This window comes from Lentibacillus sediminis (genome assembly GCF_002763455.1).
Lineage (GTDB): Bacteria > Bacillota > Bacilli > Bacillales > Amphibacillaceae > Lentibacillus_D > Lentibacillus_D sediminis_A.
In genome coordinates, this window is the sequence record NZ_NIXK01000003.1 from 48,825 (window position 1) to 65,458 (window position 16,634).

Genomic DNA, 16,634 nt, shown 5'->3' on the forward strand with positions numbered 1-16,634 from the left:
GTTTATCAAAATATCTATAAACTGTGACATAACTACAGCCGCTACGGAAATACATTCCGCTTTCCGCGGGAAGCTGGTGAGCCCCCTTGTGCTAGGCACTTCGGAGTCTCACCTAGGCTTTTCTTCCCGAAAGAGTTTTCATGTATTTCCTTCGCTGATAGTGTTGTTTAAAATCAATTAACAGAAGCCTGCATCCTTGATCGAAGTGGAGTGTACAGCCTTTTGTGGGAGCAACACGAGCCTAGACCTGAGCATCGACGATCCACATGAGGGGGCTGATCCCGTGCCCTAATTTTCGGCTGCCTGCAGCAAAGGTCAACCATATACAAAGTGTAGCTGCTGTTTAATTTAACAAGTGTAAAGAAAAAACACCACTGCTAGCGGAGGAAATACCCCGAGACTCCTGCGGGATTGTAAGCATAGGTGAGACCCCACAGCGCGATAGCGCGAGGAGGCTCACCAGCGCCCGCGGAAAGCGAGGGGTATTTCCGGAGCGGTGGCAGCATACGTCGCAGTTTTCATCAGCTACGAAATAACTAAGCAACAAAACTTATGCAAACAGCCTTACTGTTAAAAAACAGATTTTTTTCAGCGTAAATGCAGGTAAAGATTCTAGTTCCTTCTTTTATGATCAACGCCCAAGATCAAGATTCAGAACGCTTGAAACCGTTATGTATGAAGAGGCAGAAAGAGTCATTTAAATTACATGAGCTTACGAAAGGGGTATTTATTTTGGGGAATAAAAAAAGAAAACAGGAAAGGCGGTTTGTGATAGCAAACCGGGAAGCTTTGATAGGCTGTGCGCTGGCTATCATTAATTTCATCTGGTGGTATGGCTTCGCCTATGGACTTGGTTCGAAACCGCCTGAAGAATATACCTATATACTGGGATTCCCTGCATGGATTTTTTTCAGTTTGATTTTGGGCACACTTTTCATGTTCGCGCTTGTTTTTTTCGTCGTGAAGTTCATGCTGACCGATGTATCATTGGAGGATGAGGGTGAGAGTGAAGAAGAGAAAGATGAGGTGAGTAACGGATGAATTGGGCTGTGGTAATACCATTATTGATTTTTTTAGCAGTTGTTTTTTTGGTCGGTATATGGTCCAACCGGAAAATGGCCAAGGCAGATGGCTTTCTCAGTGATTATTTCCTTGGGAGTCGTGAGTTTGGCGGGTTGGTGCTGGCCATGACAATGGTAGCAACCTATGGTAGTGCGTCCAGTTTTTTGGGTGGACCGGGAGCAGCATACTCCATTGGCTTTGGCTGGGTTTTGCTCGCTATGTCCCAAGTTGCAACAGGTTATTTTGTTTTACTTATATTGGGGAAGAAGTTCGCTATCGTGGCGAGGCGTTATAATGCGGTAACACTTATAGACTTTTTGAAAGAAAGGTACAAAAGTAAAACGGTTGTACTCTTATCAGCCTTTAGCATTATTGTATTTCTTTTCTCTGCCATGGCAGCCCAATGGGTCGGTGGAGCATACCTTATTCAATCCTTGACAGGTATTAGTTATATCGGTGCCTTGTTTATTTTCACGGTATCCGTGTTAATCTATGTTACGATCGGCGGTTTCCGTGCTGTCGTGATCACCGACACGATTCAAGGGATTATCATGTTTTTTGGCACCATAATGTTGCTTATTGCTGTCATCATTGCAGGGGGCGGATTATCCAATATTTTCTCTGATTTGGTAGCCATTAATCCAAATTTGATTACACCTTTCGGGAATGATGGTTCATTAACTGCTGCTTATGTATCTTCTTATTGGATTCTGGTTGGTGTTGGTGTTATTGCTTTGCCACAGGTTGCTGTTAGGACAATGTCCTACAAAGACTCCAAATCCATGCATAGAGCAATCATGATTGGTACGGTTACAGTAGGAACAATTATGCTTGGCATGCATTTGATTGGGGTGTTTGCACGGCCAATTATGCCGGGAATTGAGGTAGCCGATCAGGTTATTCCGCTTGTTGCGCTGGAAGTATTGCCGCCCTGGCTTGCGGGTCTCCTGCTTGCTGCACCTTTAGCAGCGATTATGTCGACGGTTGACTCGTTATTATTGCTGGTGAGTTCATCCGTGGTCAAAGATGTATATATTAATTATCTCAAGCCAAAGGCCACCGAAAAGCAGGTAAAAAATGTCAGTATGGGTGTAACTGGCATAGTAGGTGTTGTAGCTTTCCTGTTAGCTATCAGCCCGCCTGAATTATTAATCTTTTTGAACCTGTTTGCATTTGGCGGATTACAATCTGCATTTATGTGGCCGCTTGTAATGGGTCTGTATTGGAGATACGCTAATAAAACCGGGGCAATCGCATCGATGATTGCCGGGATTGGTTCTTACATTGCCATCAGTCTTTATAACCAGAACTATGGAGAATTACTCGGTGTACATGCCGTGACGATTCCGGTGTTCTTTTCATTGATCGTGTTTGTAGTATTCAGCTTGCTGTACAAGCAGGAAGCCTATGAATTTCCGACCCGAAACATCAATAAGGGAGCATAACCAGAAAAGATGAAAGATCAAAAGGAGCATACTTTCCCTTTTCGAAATGAAACCATAGTGAATGAGAAGGGGAGCATGCACTTGGAAACATAGAATTCGAGCGAAATTAGAAGGAGAGATGTTTTGTGAAACTGGCGATGAGCTGGAATGAATGGGCTGATTTTGACGCCACAGGTCTTGCCGAATTGATACGAAACGGGGAGATTACCCCGAAAGAGGCAGCACAACAAGTTGCTAGCGGGGTGGAAGCCTTAAATCCTGAGGTTAACGGGGTTATAGAGGTCTTTGAGGATGTGGTCGATAATCCAATGAAGGACGGCATGGACCCTGACGGAGTGTTCGCCGGGGTGCCGTTTATGGTGAAGGATTTAGGACCTGCTCTCAAAGGGCGCCTGCAGGAAATGGGCTCGTTGCTGATGCGGGGAAATCGTGCGGAAGCTGACAGTTTCCTGACCAAACAATTTCGCCAGGCTGGTCTCAATATTATCGGACGGACGACGACACCGGAATTTGGGCTTACCAGTTCTGCGGAAAATCCGGACGTCTACATTACACGAAACCCGTGGAATCTGGACTATACAACGCTTGGTTCTTCTGCCGGGACTGCTGCGTCAGTTGCAGCCGGAATCATTCCGATGGCCCATGCGACAGATGGTGGCGGTTCGATTAGGATTCCTGCAGGGGTAAACGGCAATATCGGTTTGAAACCGTCCAGGGGCGTTTTTTCCTTAGCCCCAGGCGGGTCGGACTTGATGAGCGTCGTATCTCATCAGGGGGGCCATACACGTACCATTCGTGACGCGGCAGCCTTTGTAGACAACTGCCGAGGCGGCGCTCCGGGTGAGTTCATGCCTTACTGGATGCCGTCTGAGCCATACACCGAACAAATAAAAAGAGATCCGGGAAAACTCCGGATTGCGGTTTCCCATGAATGGGGGGATTACCGGTCCACACCGCATATTGTTGCTGAATTGGAGCGGACAGCTGAATTCCTCGAGGGGCTTGGCCATCATGTCGAATGGGTGAAGCCGGATGTTGACTTACATGACGCCTATGAAGCACAAACGCAGGCCTATATCATGAATTTCGCCCAAACGATTGCGGAGAAGCTGGAGCAAAAGGGCTTGGAACGTCCGCCTGAGGGTCTTGTTGAACCGATGTGCATCCGTGTATGGGAAGAAGGTCGTTTTGCTTCGTATTCAGAAAGGGCTAAGATGCAGGGGCTGTTTAATGCAACTTCCCGCAGAATGGGATCCTTCTTTCAGGACTGGGACATCATTCTCACCCCGACCATGGCTAAGCCAACGCCATTGATCGGTACAACGGAATATTTGACAATAAGTGATAATCCTTCTGTTCATGACTGGTTTAAAAATCTCTGGAGCATCTTCAGCTATACGCCGATTGCCAATATTTGCGGGCTCCCGGGTATCTCCCTGCCAATGGCTGAACTTGAAAATGGACTGCCGCTTGGCATGCATGCACTCGCTAGTCAGGGAAACGATGGATTGCTGTTGCAGCTGGGAGCACAAATTGAGCGGGCCCTTGATGGGAAATGGAACCACGGGCGGAAACCTGGTGTTCATGTCACGGAGATTAAATCTGCTCACGGACAGGGAGTTTAATAGATTACGAGAAATCATGTGCTAGGAAGGGAGATTTGAATGAAAGTATATAACATTGCCGTATTGCCCGGGGACGGAATAGGTCCTGAAGTAACAAGTGAAGCGGTGAAAGTACTGCGGAAACTTTCCGAAATAGATGTCTCCTTTCAATTTGAAACAGAAGAATTCAATTGGAATAGTGAGTACTATCTTCGACACGGAAGCATGATGCCTGAAGATGGGCTCGAACAGTTGAGAGATTTTGATGCTATTTTGTTCGGTGCGATCGGGGATTCCCGAGTGCCGGACCCCGTTACGATTTGGGAGTTGATTTTGCCGATCCGCAAAAACTTTCAACAATACGTCAACTTTCGACCGATTAAACTTTTAAATGGATTGGAAAGCCCTTTGAAGAAAGACGCCCCCATTGATTTTGCTATTATCCGTGAAAATAGCGAGGGGGAATATACGAATTCAGGTGGCGCGATGTTCCAAGGGGAAGACCGGGAGATGGCTGTGCAAAACACGGTCATGACGAGACAAGGGGTCAAGCAAATTACGGAATTTGCCTATGACTATGCCCGCGAACACGGTTTGTCTAAAGTAACCAATGCCACAAAGTCCAATGCGGTTATCCATACGATGAATTTTTGGGATCGGGTAGTGGAGGAGATTGCGGAGGAAAATAAAGATATTGGCTATGAAAAATATTATATTGATGCTCTGGCTGCATATTTTGTACAAAGACCGGAATCATTTGAGGTCGTGCTGGCGTCCAATCTATTCGGGGACATTTTATCGGATTTGGGTTCGGCGATTGTCGGAGGGCTGGGAATTGCCCCGTCTGGAAATATAAATCCAAGTGGTGAATTCCCGTCGATGTTTGAAGCGGTGCACGGTTCTGCCCCGGATATTGCCGGAAAAGGAGTTGCCAATCCCATGGCACAAATCTGGTCTGCGGCACTCATGCTGGAGCATTTGGGCAGAAAGGACTTGCATGATACGGTTTTGGCAGCTATGGAAGAAGTATTGGCAGAGAAAAAGGTATTAACTCCTGACATTGGAGGGGCATCATCAACGGAAGAGGTTGGAGATGCCATCATCGGAAAACTGAAAAATAATGGAGTGATTGAATGATACTGCAGGATAAAACAATTATTGTAACAGGTGCCAGCGGAGGAATGGGAAAAGCGGCTGTCGCACTATTGCTGGAAGAAGGCGCAAATGTTGTCGGCTGTGATTTAAATACCGATGTGCTTGATGAATTTAAAGACAGCCCCGGCTTTATGGAGTACAAAGGAAACTTATTGGAAGAAGATACAGTTCGTGATATTTTCAAAGCGACATATGAGCGATTTGGTTCCATTGATGGCCTGGCTAATATGCTGGGGATTGCTCAAAGCGCCACGTCTATTGACGATGTAAGCCTGGATGAATACAGGAAAATAATGGATGTTAATATGACAAGCATTTTTCTAACATGCCGGGAAGCTGCTTTTTACATGAAGAAACAGCAACAGGGGAAAATCGTCAATGTTGGTTCGGTATCCACCACAAGACCAAGACCAGGACTGCAAAGCTATGTAGCTTCCAAAGGAGCGGTGGAGGCTTTTTCCAAAGCGCTGGCATTGGAACTCGCACCAAACCAAATTAATGTGAATGTTCTTCATCCCGGTCCATCCGACACAAATATGCTTGGACAATTTTCAGCTGAAGGTGTGAATGTGGACGAAAGTAAAAAAGAGATTTTTGAAAAAAGTGTGCCACTGGGAAGATTGCTGAAACCGGAGGATATTGCACAATCGGTGAAATTCCTGCTATCAGATCAGACAAATATGGTTACCGGGTCCGTTTTCCATGTCGATGGCGGAAGAAGTATATAGTTTGAACAAAAGGAGAGATGTTTTTTGAAAGCACTCCAGATGTATATTAATGGAAAGTGGGTACAGCGTTCAAATGCCAGTTCAATAGATGTGAAAAATCCATCTAACGGAAAAACGATTGCAACGATTCCCCGCGGAACGGAGGAAGATGTGAATAACGCTGTGCAAGCAGCAAAAACTGCTTTTCGTGGAGAGGTTTGGCGACAAATAAAAGCGTTTGAACGTGGAGAAATCTTATTTGATATTGCGGATAAAATAAAATCACATAGAGATGAATTGGCTGAACTGGAATCCACAGACGTAGGGAAACCACTTTCTCAAGGGTATGCGGATGTAGATGCAGCGACTCGCTATTTTCGGTTTTATGGTGGTGCAGCAGATAAAGTGATGGGCGATACCATCCCGATTGAAGATGGTTTGCTCGATTATGTGGTGCGCGAGCCGGTTGGTGTAACAGCACATATTGTACCATGGAATTACCCCCTGCAAATTATTTCACGCAGTGTCGCGGCAGCAATTGCGACTGGGAATACAGTAGTGGTGAAAAGTGCAGAAGATACGCCAATGACGGCAATGCGGTTGACGGAGTTTTTTGATGAACTGGATTTGCCTGCAGGTGTATTTAATCATGTTACCGGTTACGGGCATGAAGCGGGTGCGGCTTTATCAGGGCATTCGTCCATTAATCATGTTACATTTACTGGATCAGTCGGTACGGGAATTGCGGTTGGACAGGCGGCAATGGCTAACGTGGTGCCATCGACGCTCGAGCTTGGCGGGAAATCCCCGAATATCGTATTTGCGAACTGTGATATCGAGAAAACCGTGGAAGGTGTTGTCCGCTCCATTATTCAAAATGCCGGTCAAACCTGCTCGGCGGGAGCAAGACTGCTTGTGGAGGAATCGTTCAAACAGGAATTTTTGGAAAAAGTCGCAGAACGGTTCAAACGTCTGGCGGTGGGGGCAGGAATGCAGGATAAAGACCTGGGTCCGATTTTAAATGAAAAGCAATACCGTCATGTCATGGCAATGATTGAATTGGCTAAAGAAGAAGCGAATGTGCTCGTCGGCGGGAATTCGGTGGCTGTAGAAGGCTATGAAGAAGGATTTTATGTGCAGCCGACCATTATTGACGGGGTTAACAGGAATAGCAGGCTGGCAAAGGAAGAAATCTTTGGCCCGGTATTAACCGTTTTTACATTTAGAGATACAGAGGAAGCATTGGAATTGGCGAACAGCACCGACTATGGCTTAGTGACAGGTATTTGGACAAAGGATATAAGTACTGCTCACTATTTGGCAAGCAGAATTGATTCCGGTCAAATCTTTATAAATAATTACGGAGCTGGCGGCGGGGTGCAGATGCCGTTTGGCGGTTATAAGAAAAGTGGATTTGGAAGAGAAAAAGGATGGGAGGCACTTTATAATTATACGGTGATGAAGAATGTGGCGGTGAAATATAAATAATCCAAATGGGGATAGCGTTCAAACTATAGTTTACTGGCTGCAATTTGTTGTTTATTTTGAGAAAGCAGGCTGTCTAAATCAAGGTTTTACTTATCAGAGGATGTGAAAAGTGGATGGAAATAAGAGAATACCAGGCAAGTGATGAACGGGGCTGGGTACGCTGCCGAACACTTTCCTTTTTAGACACGGCCTATTTTGATAACGTGCTGCCGAAAAAGGAAACCTATGAACATGAGGCAATCGAACTGGTTGCCATCATCGATCAGCAGGTTGTCGGATTAATCGATGTGGAATGCGAGCAGAATAGGGGCACTGTCTGCACAGGGGAAAAGGGACTTGGCGGGATGATCTGGCATATCGCTGTCCATCCTGATTTCCAGCGGAAGGGTATTGGGAAACAACTTTTGGCTGAAGCCGAAACGATCGCGAAGGAGAAGAAACTGGATTATTTGGAAGCATGGACACGGGATGATCAATGGGTCCGTGACTGGTATGAGAAAAACGGATTCGCCAAGGGGTACAGCTACTTGCAGGTCCATATGGAAGGTGAAGAACTGGGGCAGCTCCAGGGAAGGATCCCTGGTATGCGGCCAGTGGAAGCTTGGGCACATTATACAGGGGAGAAAGCCGAAGAGGTAAAAACCGCTTTCAGCCGGGTGTATGAGTGCTGCTGCTATCATAAAAATTTATAAAAGGATGCTCATTCTCCTCCGTCTGCGGGCGGAGGATTTTTCGTTCCGGGGGTCATTGTGGCGGAGGGTTGGTTGCTGTAATATTTACTGTAGAACAGCAAAGGGGAGAGGTTGATAGGGATGGAGCCAATTATTGAAGTTCAGAATCTTGGAAAGTCTTATCGGAAACGACGGTCGAAAGAAATGATTCATGCAGTGAACGGGATCACTTTTACTGTAAACAAAGGGGAAATTCTAGGGCTTTTGGGGCCAAATGGGGCGGGAAAGACGACCACCATTAAAATGAATTGCGGGCTGCTTATTCCCGACACTGGCACGATTATGGTCAATGGCATCAACAGTAAAAAGAAGCGTTTGGCGGCACTCAAACACATCAGTGCAGTTCTGGAGGGCAACCGGAATTTGTATTGGCGCCTGTCGGTACGAGAAAACCTGGAATATTTCGCAGGCAACCGCGGCGTGTCCCGCCGGAATTCAGCAGAGAAAGTGGACGATTTGCTGGGTAAATTTAACCTTAAAGAAAAGGAGAATGAACTGGTCAACCGGCTGTCGCGCGGCATGCAGCAAAAGCTGGCTATTGCCGTGGCGATGCTTGCGGACAGTGACGTGATTTTGCTGGATGAGCCAACACTCGGGCTGGATGTGGAAACGGGCTATGAGGTGCGTGAACTGCTGCGGGAGATTGCCCGGGATTATCAGCGGACGATTATTATCAGTTCCCATGACATGGATGTCGTGCAGGATCTATGCGAGCGCACGGTGATTGTTAACAAGGGAAAAATTGTAACAGATGATAAAGTCGATAACCTGTTGCGGCTGTTTGAAGTGAGGGCATATACAATTAAACTTGGCGGGCTGCTGACAGACCAGCAGCAACAGCTTTTGAAAGGGAAATTCCCGCTGCATGAATATATCCCGGATACGGCACAGTCGCTATTGGAGATTGAACTAGCCAAAAGTGAAGAGATTTATGAGCTGTTTGATATTTTGCAGCTGGAACATACGCCGGTGGAAGCGATCGACCGCAAGACCGTCAACTTTGAGCAAATTTTTATGCAAATCGTAAGGGAGGAATATAAGCATGAGCTTGCTTAATCTTCTTAACGCCAATATCCGCAAAGAATATATTGAATTGAAACGGTATTTGCCGAACACGATCGCCATGGTGTTTACCTTTTATTTTATTTTTCTCGGAATGTTTTTGGGAATTCAGTTTGTCGGCGACCCTTCCATGCAGGAGATGAATACCCAGTATGCGATTGTCAATTCCGTTTTCTGGTTTTTGGCATTCATGGTGGTCAACAGTATTGGTTATGAAGTGCTCAATGAGGCAATGCGCGGCACGCTGGAGCAGCTCAGTATGTCACCGATGGGGATTTGGCGGATTATGGGGGCAAGGCTGATCGCAACTACGCTGGTGAATTCACTGCTTATCTTGGGACTGCTATTCTTATCTATGCTGACAACGGGACAATGGCTGAATATCGACGTAGTGACCATTTTGCCAATTATGGTTCTGACGCTTTTCAGCATGTTCGGGATTGGTTTTATGATCGCCGGGATGTCTATTGTGCTGAAGCAGGTGCAGGCTTTCCTGCAGATCTTGCAATTTATTCTGATGGGCATGACCTTTATCCCGTTAACGGTGGCACCATTCTTCGCTTACCTGCCATTTGTCAAAGGGGTGGATCTGATCAGGGCGGTTATGATTGATGGAATTTCTTTGAGTCAGATTGGTTTTGGGGATTTTCTGTTTCTTCTCGTTAATGGACTGGTTTACTTTGTACTGGGTCTTGGTATTTTCCTTTATTGTGAGAAAGCTGCGATGAAGAAAGGGCTGCTTGGGCATTATTAATAGTTTGCCGGGGCTGTACATGTGACAGGCGTTTCCCCATTTTTTCATAAATAGGTACATGTCTGATACGCAACTTGTGCGTTTTCCATAGGTTATTAGTGTACCTATTAAGGAAAGGGGAATAAAATATGAATCGTCATCATGGACATCATCATGGTCCGCATTGCGGTTGCCCAAAGCAGATTGTCCACCCGACAAAGCATAACTGTGTCAACCAATATTCGGAAAGTGTTGTGGAACACGTACACCCATCTCATACCACGGTAATGAACCATCATTTAGTGAAGAATAAGCACTATTATCCGCATTCAACATCCGTGCAAAATACGAGCAACAGTGTGAACGAGTTTGGCGGTGCCTTCAATGTACCACCAGGCAACCAGGTAGCTGGCGCGATGTCTCCAGGAGGACCTGGAATGGGGGCAGGCCCAGGGTATGGCTATGGCCCAGGCGCTGGTCCGGGAAATCAGGAGGCTGGTGCGATGTCGCCGGGAAACTGTGGAAACCAGGTGGCCGGTGCGAACATGCCAGGTTATGGAAATCACTCGTACAACATGCAGCACAATTATAAACCGAAGAAATGGCGTTAACATGGGAAAGGCTGGCGGATTGCCAGCCTTTTTTTTGGGGGTGTGGCGTGAGACAGTCAGGTTCTCAAGATTTAAAGGAGAGTGGCTGAGCGCCCGAAAAGATGGATAGATCGTTTCTCAAGATCAAAAGTTGGCAGCTGGGCGCCCGAAAAGGCGGATAGAACGTTTCTCAAGATCAAATGAGAGTGGCTGCGTGCCTGAAAAGATGGATAGAACGGTCCGAACGTCCTCACCTAGCTAGGACCATTCGATAGAGTCATATCTCATCCTAAAAACCTGTTAATATATCAATTAATAAACAAATCAATTACTCATAATAAGTCCATCGATGCTTTCCAACTGGTTTGAAGTTTTTCTCCAGAATCTTTCTTATTCTCTGTTTCGATTCCACAATCCCACACCATTCATGAATCCCACTCGTAGTAACCTTCTTCTCCGGAAACAAAATCCGGAACTCTGCAAGAGCACGCAATACAGCATCTGTAACCCTTTCACTATGTCCGCATATTTCACAATCGCAATCACTGCTTCTCACGTAAACATCAAATGAGCCGCACTTCTGACAGATAATTCCCTTGCGAAGCTGATCATAATTATATGATGGCAGTTTTTTATATGGCGAATTATTCATGTGGAGTGACACCAGTTTATCCGCTAACAATCAATGTCTTCTGGTCAGTTTGCTCAAGATAGAATTCAGTTCATTCAAATATCGTCTTATTTGAGTCGGGAAAATAATAGGCGAGTCGAGGGGCACTTGATAAAGAGTGAATGCTTTGTTAATGAAAACAACATTAGAGGTAATTGGAAAGTCAAATCCGAGTTGATGAAGAAGCTGCCGCAATAAAGATTCGCTTCTTGCCAGCTGGATTAAAGGGTCAGTCCATTCTTGTCGGGGCTTCTTGAAGAAGGTATCTCCCTCGTAGTAAAAATCACCTTCATAGTTTTTGATTTCAAATAAATAAATCATCTCTGCGGTGATTAACAGCGAATCGATTTGGAAAGTAGTGCCTCTTACTGTGAACAGCAGATCGTTCAGCAGCAAGCAGTCACATTGCAGTTTTTCCATCATTGCAACAAAAATGCATTCCCCTTCATATCCCTTTTTCAGATTCAGATAATGCTGTTTTTCTTTGAGCGGCAGCGTCATTCTCGGATCGAGGTTCTCAAAGAGGAGCAGTTCAGCGGGTTTCGTACGGGGTTTAAAAGCCATGTTTTCAATTCCTTCTTTCTTTTCTATTAATTTAAAATCATTATACTATATTTTTCCGGAAAATGGCATCTATGAGTGGAATAATTATTAAGAAATTAATCTTCTTAAAGAGGACTCTTTCTCAGATCGATTCCCTTTCCCATCGGGCACCATTTATTAAAAATCCTCCAACAGCATTTTAGGAAGAAATTCCCCCTCATGAATTAGCGCCCAACACCACCATCACCGCCCCCCAATCTCCACAGTATTAATAATCCAGGCAATCTCCTCAGGTGTCTTGTCCATATTGCTGGCCAGCCAGTGCTTGATGACATGGATGCCGCCGCTGATGATAAATGTGCCGGCATATTCTGTGATGTCAGGGTCGATTTCATTGGTGTCCATCCAGTTTTGGATCAGAAAGCTCCGCGCTACTTCCATCACCCGCCGTTCAAACGAGTCATCGCCGTTTTCATTGAGCAGGGTCTGGCAGATGTCATATTTGGAGGCAATGTACTCCAGCAGTTTTTCCGTCATTTGCAGTGACTCTTCTTCCCTGGCAAAATTATATTGGCTCAGGTACGCATTCATATCGGCAATCAATTCCTCTTCCATTTGTTCCAGCAAATCAAAAGGATCGCGGTAATGGGCATAAAAGGTGGAACGGTTGATATCAGCCTGTTCACATATTTCCTTTACCGTAATTGCTGAGATCTGTTTCTTTTTCAGCAGCACAATTAAGCTGTCTTTCAGCACCATCTTCGTGTATTTTTTCCGCCTGTCCATTTTTTTGTTCATAAAACGTTCACTCCTTTAACCAACACTTTTATTCGATCTGTTACCTACAGCACGCATTTTATAAAACTGTTTGTTGTAAATCCAACACGGTGTCTATTATAATATTAAATGGTTTAAGCAAATGAATCAAGAGAGGGGGAGCTCCGATCAATTGGACAACACGGATAATCAAACATAAAAAGTCGATCGTAATTTCGTTTATCGTGCTGGCGGTCCTCAGCGTGTTCGCGCAATTTACCGTTTCCGTTAACTATGACATGGTCGACTATTTACCGGAGGATACCCCTTCCACAACGGCGATGGATGTTATGGAAGAGGAATTTGATGGAGCTGTTGCCAACTCGAGGGTGATGATGAAAGATGTCACCATTCAGGAAGCAATGGAGTTTAAAGAAGAGTTGGAAGCAATTGACGGCGTCTCTGAGGTAATGTGGCTCGATGACGCGATTGATATAAAAACACCGATCGAAATGGCGGACTCAGAGACCGTTGAGTCGTATTACAAGGATGGCAATGCCCTCTTTTCTTTCCATATTGAAGAAGGAAAAGAAGTGGAGACGACAGATGCCGTTTACAACTTGATTGGGGAAGAAAATGCGCTCTCAGGAGAAGCACTGAATACAGCAGTTTCTCAGAAAATGACAGGGACCGAGACAATATATGCCGCAGCGATCCTCATCCCTGTGATAATTTTAATATTAATTTTATCCACGAGATCATGGGTTGAGCCGGTGTTCTTCCTGACGGCGATTGGCGTGTCTGTGCTGATTAATATGGGCACCAACATCTTTATCGGGGAAATTTCTTTTGTAACACAGGCTGTGGCGCCGATTTTACAGCTGGCGGTATCGCTCGATTATGCGATCTTTCTGCTGCACAGTTTTGGCGATTACCGCAGGAAAGTGGCCGATCCGCAAGAAGCAATGCAGCTTGCGATGAAGCGTTCATTTCCAGCGATTGCCGCGAGTGCGTCGACGACTTTCTTTGGGTTTATCGCATTGACGTTTATGAATTTTGAGCTTGGGGCAGATTTGGGGCTGAACCTTGTCAAAGGCATTTTGCTCAGCTTTATCAGTGTGATGGTGTTCTTGCCGGCACTGACGCTGATGTTTTATAAATGGATCGATAAAACTCAGCACAAACAGCTGCTGCCAAGCATCCCGAATGTAGGGAAACACCTGCTGAAATTGCGCATTCCTGCATTGATTGTGGTTCTTATTCTGATTGTGCCGGCTTTCCTGGGACAGAGCCAGACCGACTTTCTCTATGGAACCGGCGATCAGCCTGAGAACACGCGGGCAGGAAGTGACGTCGCGGAAATTGAAGAGGAATTTGGCAAATATACCCCGATGGTGCTCTTGGTACCCAAGGGAGATTTGGCCAAGGAAGAAGAACTGGTGCAGGAGCTGGGCGACCTCGAGCAGGTGCAAAGCATGATTTCCTATGTAAATACCGTGGGAACAGCCATCCCGCCGGAATATCTCGAGGAATCACAGACCGAGCAGTTCTTTTCCGAGAACTACAGCCGGATTATTTTAAATACCACCACAGATACCGAGGGAGATGAAGCATTTGCCTTTGTGGAACTGGTGCGGCAGATGACGGCAGATTTCTACGGGGATGATTATCACGCTGTCGGGGAAAGTGTCACCCTGTATGATATGAAAAACATCGTGGAAAGGGACAATACCGTGGTAAATTTGCTGACGGTGATTGCGATTGCGCTGGTACTCTTTGTCACCTTTCGTTCCATATCCCTGCCGGTAGTTTTGCTGCTGACGATTCAATCCGCTGTCTGGATCAATTTGTCGGTGCCATACTTTACCGACACTCCACTGGTTTATATAGGATATTTGATCATCAGCACCGTGCAGCTTGCGGCGACGGTCGACTACGCTATTTTGCTGACAGAGGACTATAAAGAGCGCCGCAAAGAAATGAGAGCTTTTGAAGCAATGAAAAAAACGATGGATGAGAAAATTTTCTCGATTGGTGTTTCTGCATCGATCCTTTCCAGTGTCGGATTTATTTTGTGGATCACATCAAGCAATCCGATCGTAGCTTCCATCGGTCTCCTGCTGGGAAGAGGCGCATTGCTGGCGTTTATCATGGTTGTTCTCTTCTTGCCGGCAATGCTGCTGCTGTTTGACAAGGTAATTGAAAAAACCACATGGAAATCAAATTTTTATAAAGGAGAGTGAAACATGGGAATGAAAAAACTATCGATCATGCTGATGAGCGCTCTGCTTGTGTTTTCCTCTTTCCCGCTGACCGCTTCTTCCAATGAGAGCGGCTCAGCCGGGAAGTACGCTTCCAAGGATGAAGTTGTTTATGGAAACTTGGGTGCTTCCGGCAGTGTGCAAGACATGTACGTGGTGAACACCTTCCATGTCACCGAGCCGGGGGAAATCACCGATTATGGGAATTACACAGATGTCCGGAATTTGAGCAATTTGGCTGAGATGGAACAGACAGAAGACGGGAAGGTTCAATTTCAGGCAGAAGAAGGAGAATTTTATTATCAGGGAGAGATGGAGAATCAGCCGCTCCCTTGGGATATCTCGATTACCTATCTGCTGGACGGGGAGGAAATTTCACCGGATGAATTAGCTGGCAAGAGCGGGGAATTTGAAATGCAGATCTCCACTTCAGCAAATGAAAATGCCGACCCGGTGTTTTTTGAAAACTATTTGCTGCAGATTTCCCTGACACTTGATCCATCGAAATTTAATCAAATTCAGGCACCTGATGGGACAGAAGCCAATGCGGGGAAAAATAAACAAATCTCGTTTATCGTTTTGCCTGAGAAAGAGGAAGAATTGATTGTATCAGCAGATGTCAATGAGTTTGAAATGGATCCGATCAGTATTTCGGCAGCTCCTTATTCCATGTCCATGGAAAGCCCGGATCTGAGCGGAATGACTGGCGATATGCAATCCCTGGCTGATGCGGTAGCTGAAATAAATAATGGTGTCGGTGAATTGAATAATGGTATTGCCGAACTGGGTAGTGGTGCCGCTAACTTAAGCAATGGCTCCAGTGAGTACCAGAGCGGCATCAATGAACTCGATCAATCATCCGGCGAGCTTATCAATGGCTCAGCGGCCATTCGTGACGCCCTTGCGACGATGAGTGAGTCTGTGCAGGGCAGTTCGGGAGAGATGGATCTTGGGAATATAGAGGCGCTCCCTGCAGGACTTCGTGAAATTGCTGGAGGAATTAAGGAATCAGCTGCCGGGCTGGATACGCTGAGAGAAAATTACAGCGGAGCATATGGTGCACTGAATGAGGCTATGGCGGCGATTCCTGACTATCAGGTTTCCGGCGAACAGATTGAAGGGCTGCGTAAAAGCTTGGAAGAAAGCGGTGCAGATACAAAAGCCCTCGACCAATTGGCGGAGACGTATACCGCAGCCAAGGAAGCTAAGCAAACGTATAATAGCGTTAAGGAAGCATTTGGCGCCGTGACAGGAACCCTGGAAGAAGTCGCTGCTGCCAACCGTGAGCTGGCAGGCGCGATCGAAACAACTGCTGCGGAAATCGAGAACGCCATCGCAGGCATGGAACAGATGGATTCTCTCGCCCAGCTGCAGGAAGGTTTGTCCTCCCTGTCAGCTGAGTACCAATCCTTCCATAACGGCCTGGTAAGCTACACGGATGGTGTGGGCGAATTGGCCGGCTCGTATCAGCAGCTTAATGCAGGAATTCAAGAACTGGCAGATGGAACAGCCTCCCTGGAAAGTGGTGCAGACGAACTGCATAACGGCACACAGGAACTGCAGGAATCCACAAGCGACCTGCCTGGCCAAATCGAGGAAGAAGCAGATGAAATGCTGGAACAATATGATGCATCCGACTTCGAGCCTCAATCTTTTGTATCTGATAAAAACGAGAAAATAGGCGTCGTACAATTCGTGCTGCAGACAGAAAGCATCGAAATGGAAGAAGAGCAAGAGACAACTGAGGAAACTGGTAACGAAGAAGAAGAGAAAGGATTCTGGGATAGGTTAATGGATCTTTTTCGGTAAATGAATGATAAATGTGTG

The 16,634-nt window shown here is 46.0% G+C and carries 14 protein-coding genes; 12 read left to right on the plus strand and 2 right to left on the minus strand.

What is annotated here, in order from left to right:
* The first annotated feature begins 732 nt into the window (after window positions 1-732).
* The 10 genes from CEG13_RS07390 to CEG13_RS07435 all read left to right on the plus strand — a co-directional run bounded on the left by CEG13_RS07390 (window position 733) and on the right by CEG13_RS07435 (window position 10,598).
* Window positions 733-1,041, plus strand: a complete 309-nt coding sequence (locus CEG13_RS07390) for a YhdT family protein (RefSeq protein WP_239984593.1) — start codon at window positions 733-735, stop codon at window positions 1,039-1,041.
* Complete coding sequence (gene panF, locus CEG13_RS07395; RefSeq protein WP_100011243.1) at window positions 1,038-2,507, plus strand: sodium/pantothenate symporter; 1,470 nt, start codon at window positions 1,038-1,040, stop codon at window positions 2,505-2,507. The genes CEG13_RS07390 and panF overlap by 4 nt, the downstream gene beginning before the upstream one ends.
* Window positions 2,508-2,632: 125 nt before the next feature.
* Window positions 2,633-4,132, plus strand: a complete 1,500-nt coding sequence (locus CEG13_RS07400; protein ID WP_192869523.1) for an amidase — start codon at window positions 2,633-2,635, stop codon at window positions 4,130-4,132.
* 39 nt (window positions 4,133-4,171) lie between these two features.
* A complete protein-coding gene (locus tag CEG13_RS07405; RefSeq protein ID WP_100011244.1) occupies window positions 4,172-5,248 on the plus strand; it encodes a tartrate dehydrogenase in 1,077 nt (358 codons plus the stop codon).
* The gene (locus CEG13_RS07410) at window positions 5,245-5,994 is read left to right on the plus strand and encodes an SDR family NAD(P)-dependent oxidoreductase (protein ID WP_100011245.1); all 750 of its coding nucleotides are present in this window, start codon (window positions 5,245-5,247) and stop codon (window positions 5,992-5,994) included. Before CEG13_RS07405 ends, CEG13_RS07410 begins: the two co-directional genes overlap by 4 nt.
* 24 nt (window positions 5,995-6,018) lie before the next feature.
* Entirely contained in the window at window positions 6,019-7,461 is a 1,443-nt protein-coding gene (locus CEG13_RS07415; protein WP_100011246.1) for an aldehyde dehydrogenase family protein, read from the plus strand.
* Window positions 7,462-7,574: 113 nt separating this feature from the next.
* Window positions 7,575-8,153, plus strand: coding sequence for a GNAT family N-acetyltransferase (locus CEG13_RS07420; RefSeq protein WP_100011247.1), 579 nt, complete (start codon window positions 7,575-7,577; stop codon window positions 8,151-8,153).
* Window positions 8,154-8,273: 120 nt separating this feature from the next.
* Window positions 8,274-9,248: an ABC transporter ATP-binding protein gene (locus CEG13_RS07425; RefSeq protein ID WP_100011248.1), complete on the plus strand. Its 975-nt coding sequence runs from the start codon at window positions 8,274-8,276 to the stop codon at window positions 9,246-9,248.
* The gene (locus CEG13_RS07430) at window positions 9,235-10,008 is read left to right on the plus strand and encodes an ABC transporter permease (RefSeq protein WP_100011249.1); all 774 of its coding nucleotides are present in this window, start codon (window positions 9,235-9,237) and stop codon (window positions 10,006-10,008) included. Before CEG13_RS07425 ends, CEG13_RS07430 begins: the two co-directional genes overlap by 14 nt.
* 128 nt (window positions 10,009-10,136) lie before the next feature.
* Complete coding sequence (locus CEG13_RS07435) at window positions 10,137-10,598, plus strand: CotD family spore coat protein (RefSeq protein WP_100011250.1); 462 nt, start codon at window positions 10,137-10,139, stop codon at window positions 10,596-10,598.
* A 661-nt stretch (window positions 10,599-11,259) separates the two neighbouring features.
* Here the strand turns inward: CEG13_RS07435 and CEG13_RS19285 are convergent.
* Window positions 11,260-11,811 (minus strand): nuclease-related domain-containing protein, encoded by a 552-nt coding sequence (locus CEG13_RS19285; protein WP_338033007.1) that lies wholly within the window; start codon window positions 11,809-11,811, stop codon window positions 11,260-11,262.
* A gap of 222 nt (window positions 11,812-12,033) precedes the next feature.
* Window positions 12,034-12,588 (minus strand): TetR/AcrR family transcriptional regulator, encoded by a 555-nt coding sequence (locus CEG13_RS07445; protein WP_100011251.1) that lies wholly within the window; start codon window positions 12,586-12,588, stop codon window positions 12,034-12,036.
* A 257-nt stretch (window positions 12,589-12,845) separates the two neighbouring features.
* Between CEG13_RS07445 and CEG13_RS07450 the strand changes: the two genes are divergently transcribed.
* Both CEG13_RS07450 and CEG13_RS07455 read left to right on the plus strand, forming a co-directional pair.
* Entirely contained in the window at window positions 12,846-14,789 is a 1,944-nt protein-coding gene (locus tag CEG13_RS07450; protein WP_100011523.1) for an efflux RND transporter permease subunit, read from the plus strand.
* A gap of 3 nt (window positions 14,790-14,792) precedes the next feature.
* Window positions 14,793-16,616: a coiled-coil domain-containing protein gene (locus tag CEG13_RS07455; RefSeq protein ID WP_100011252.1), complete on the plus strand. Its 1,824-nt coding sequence runs from the start codon at window positions 14,793-14,795 to the stop codon at window positions 16,614-16,616.
* Window positions 16,617-16,634: the final 18 nt, after the last annotated feature.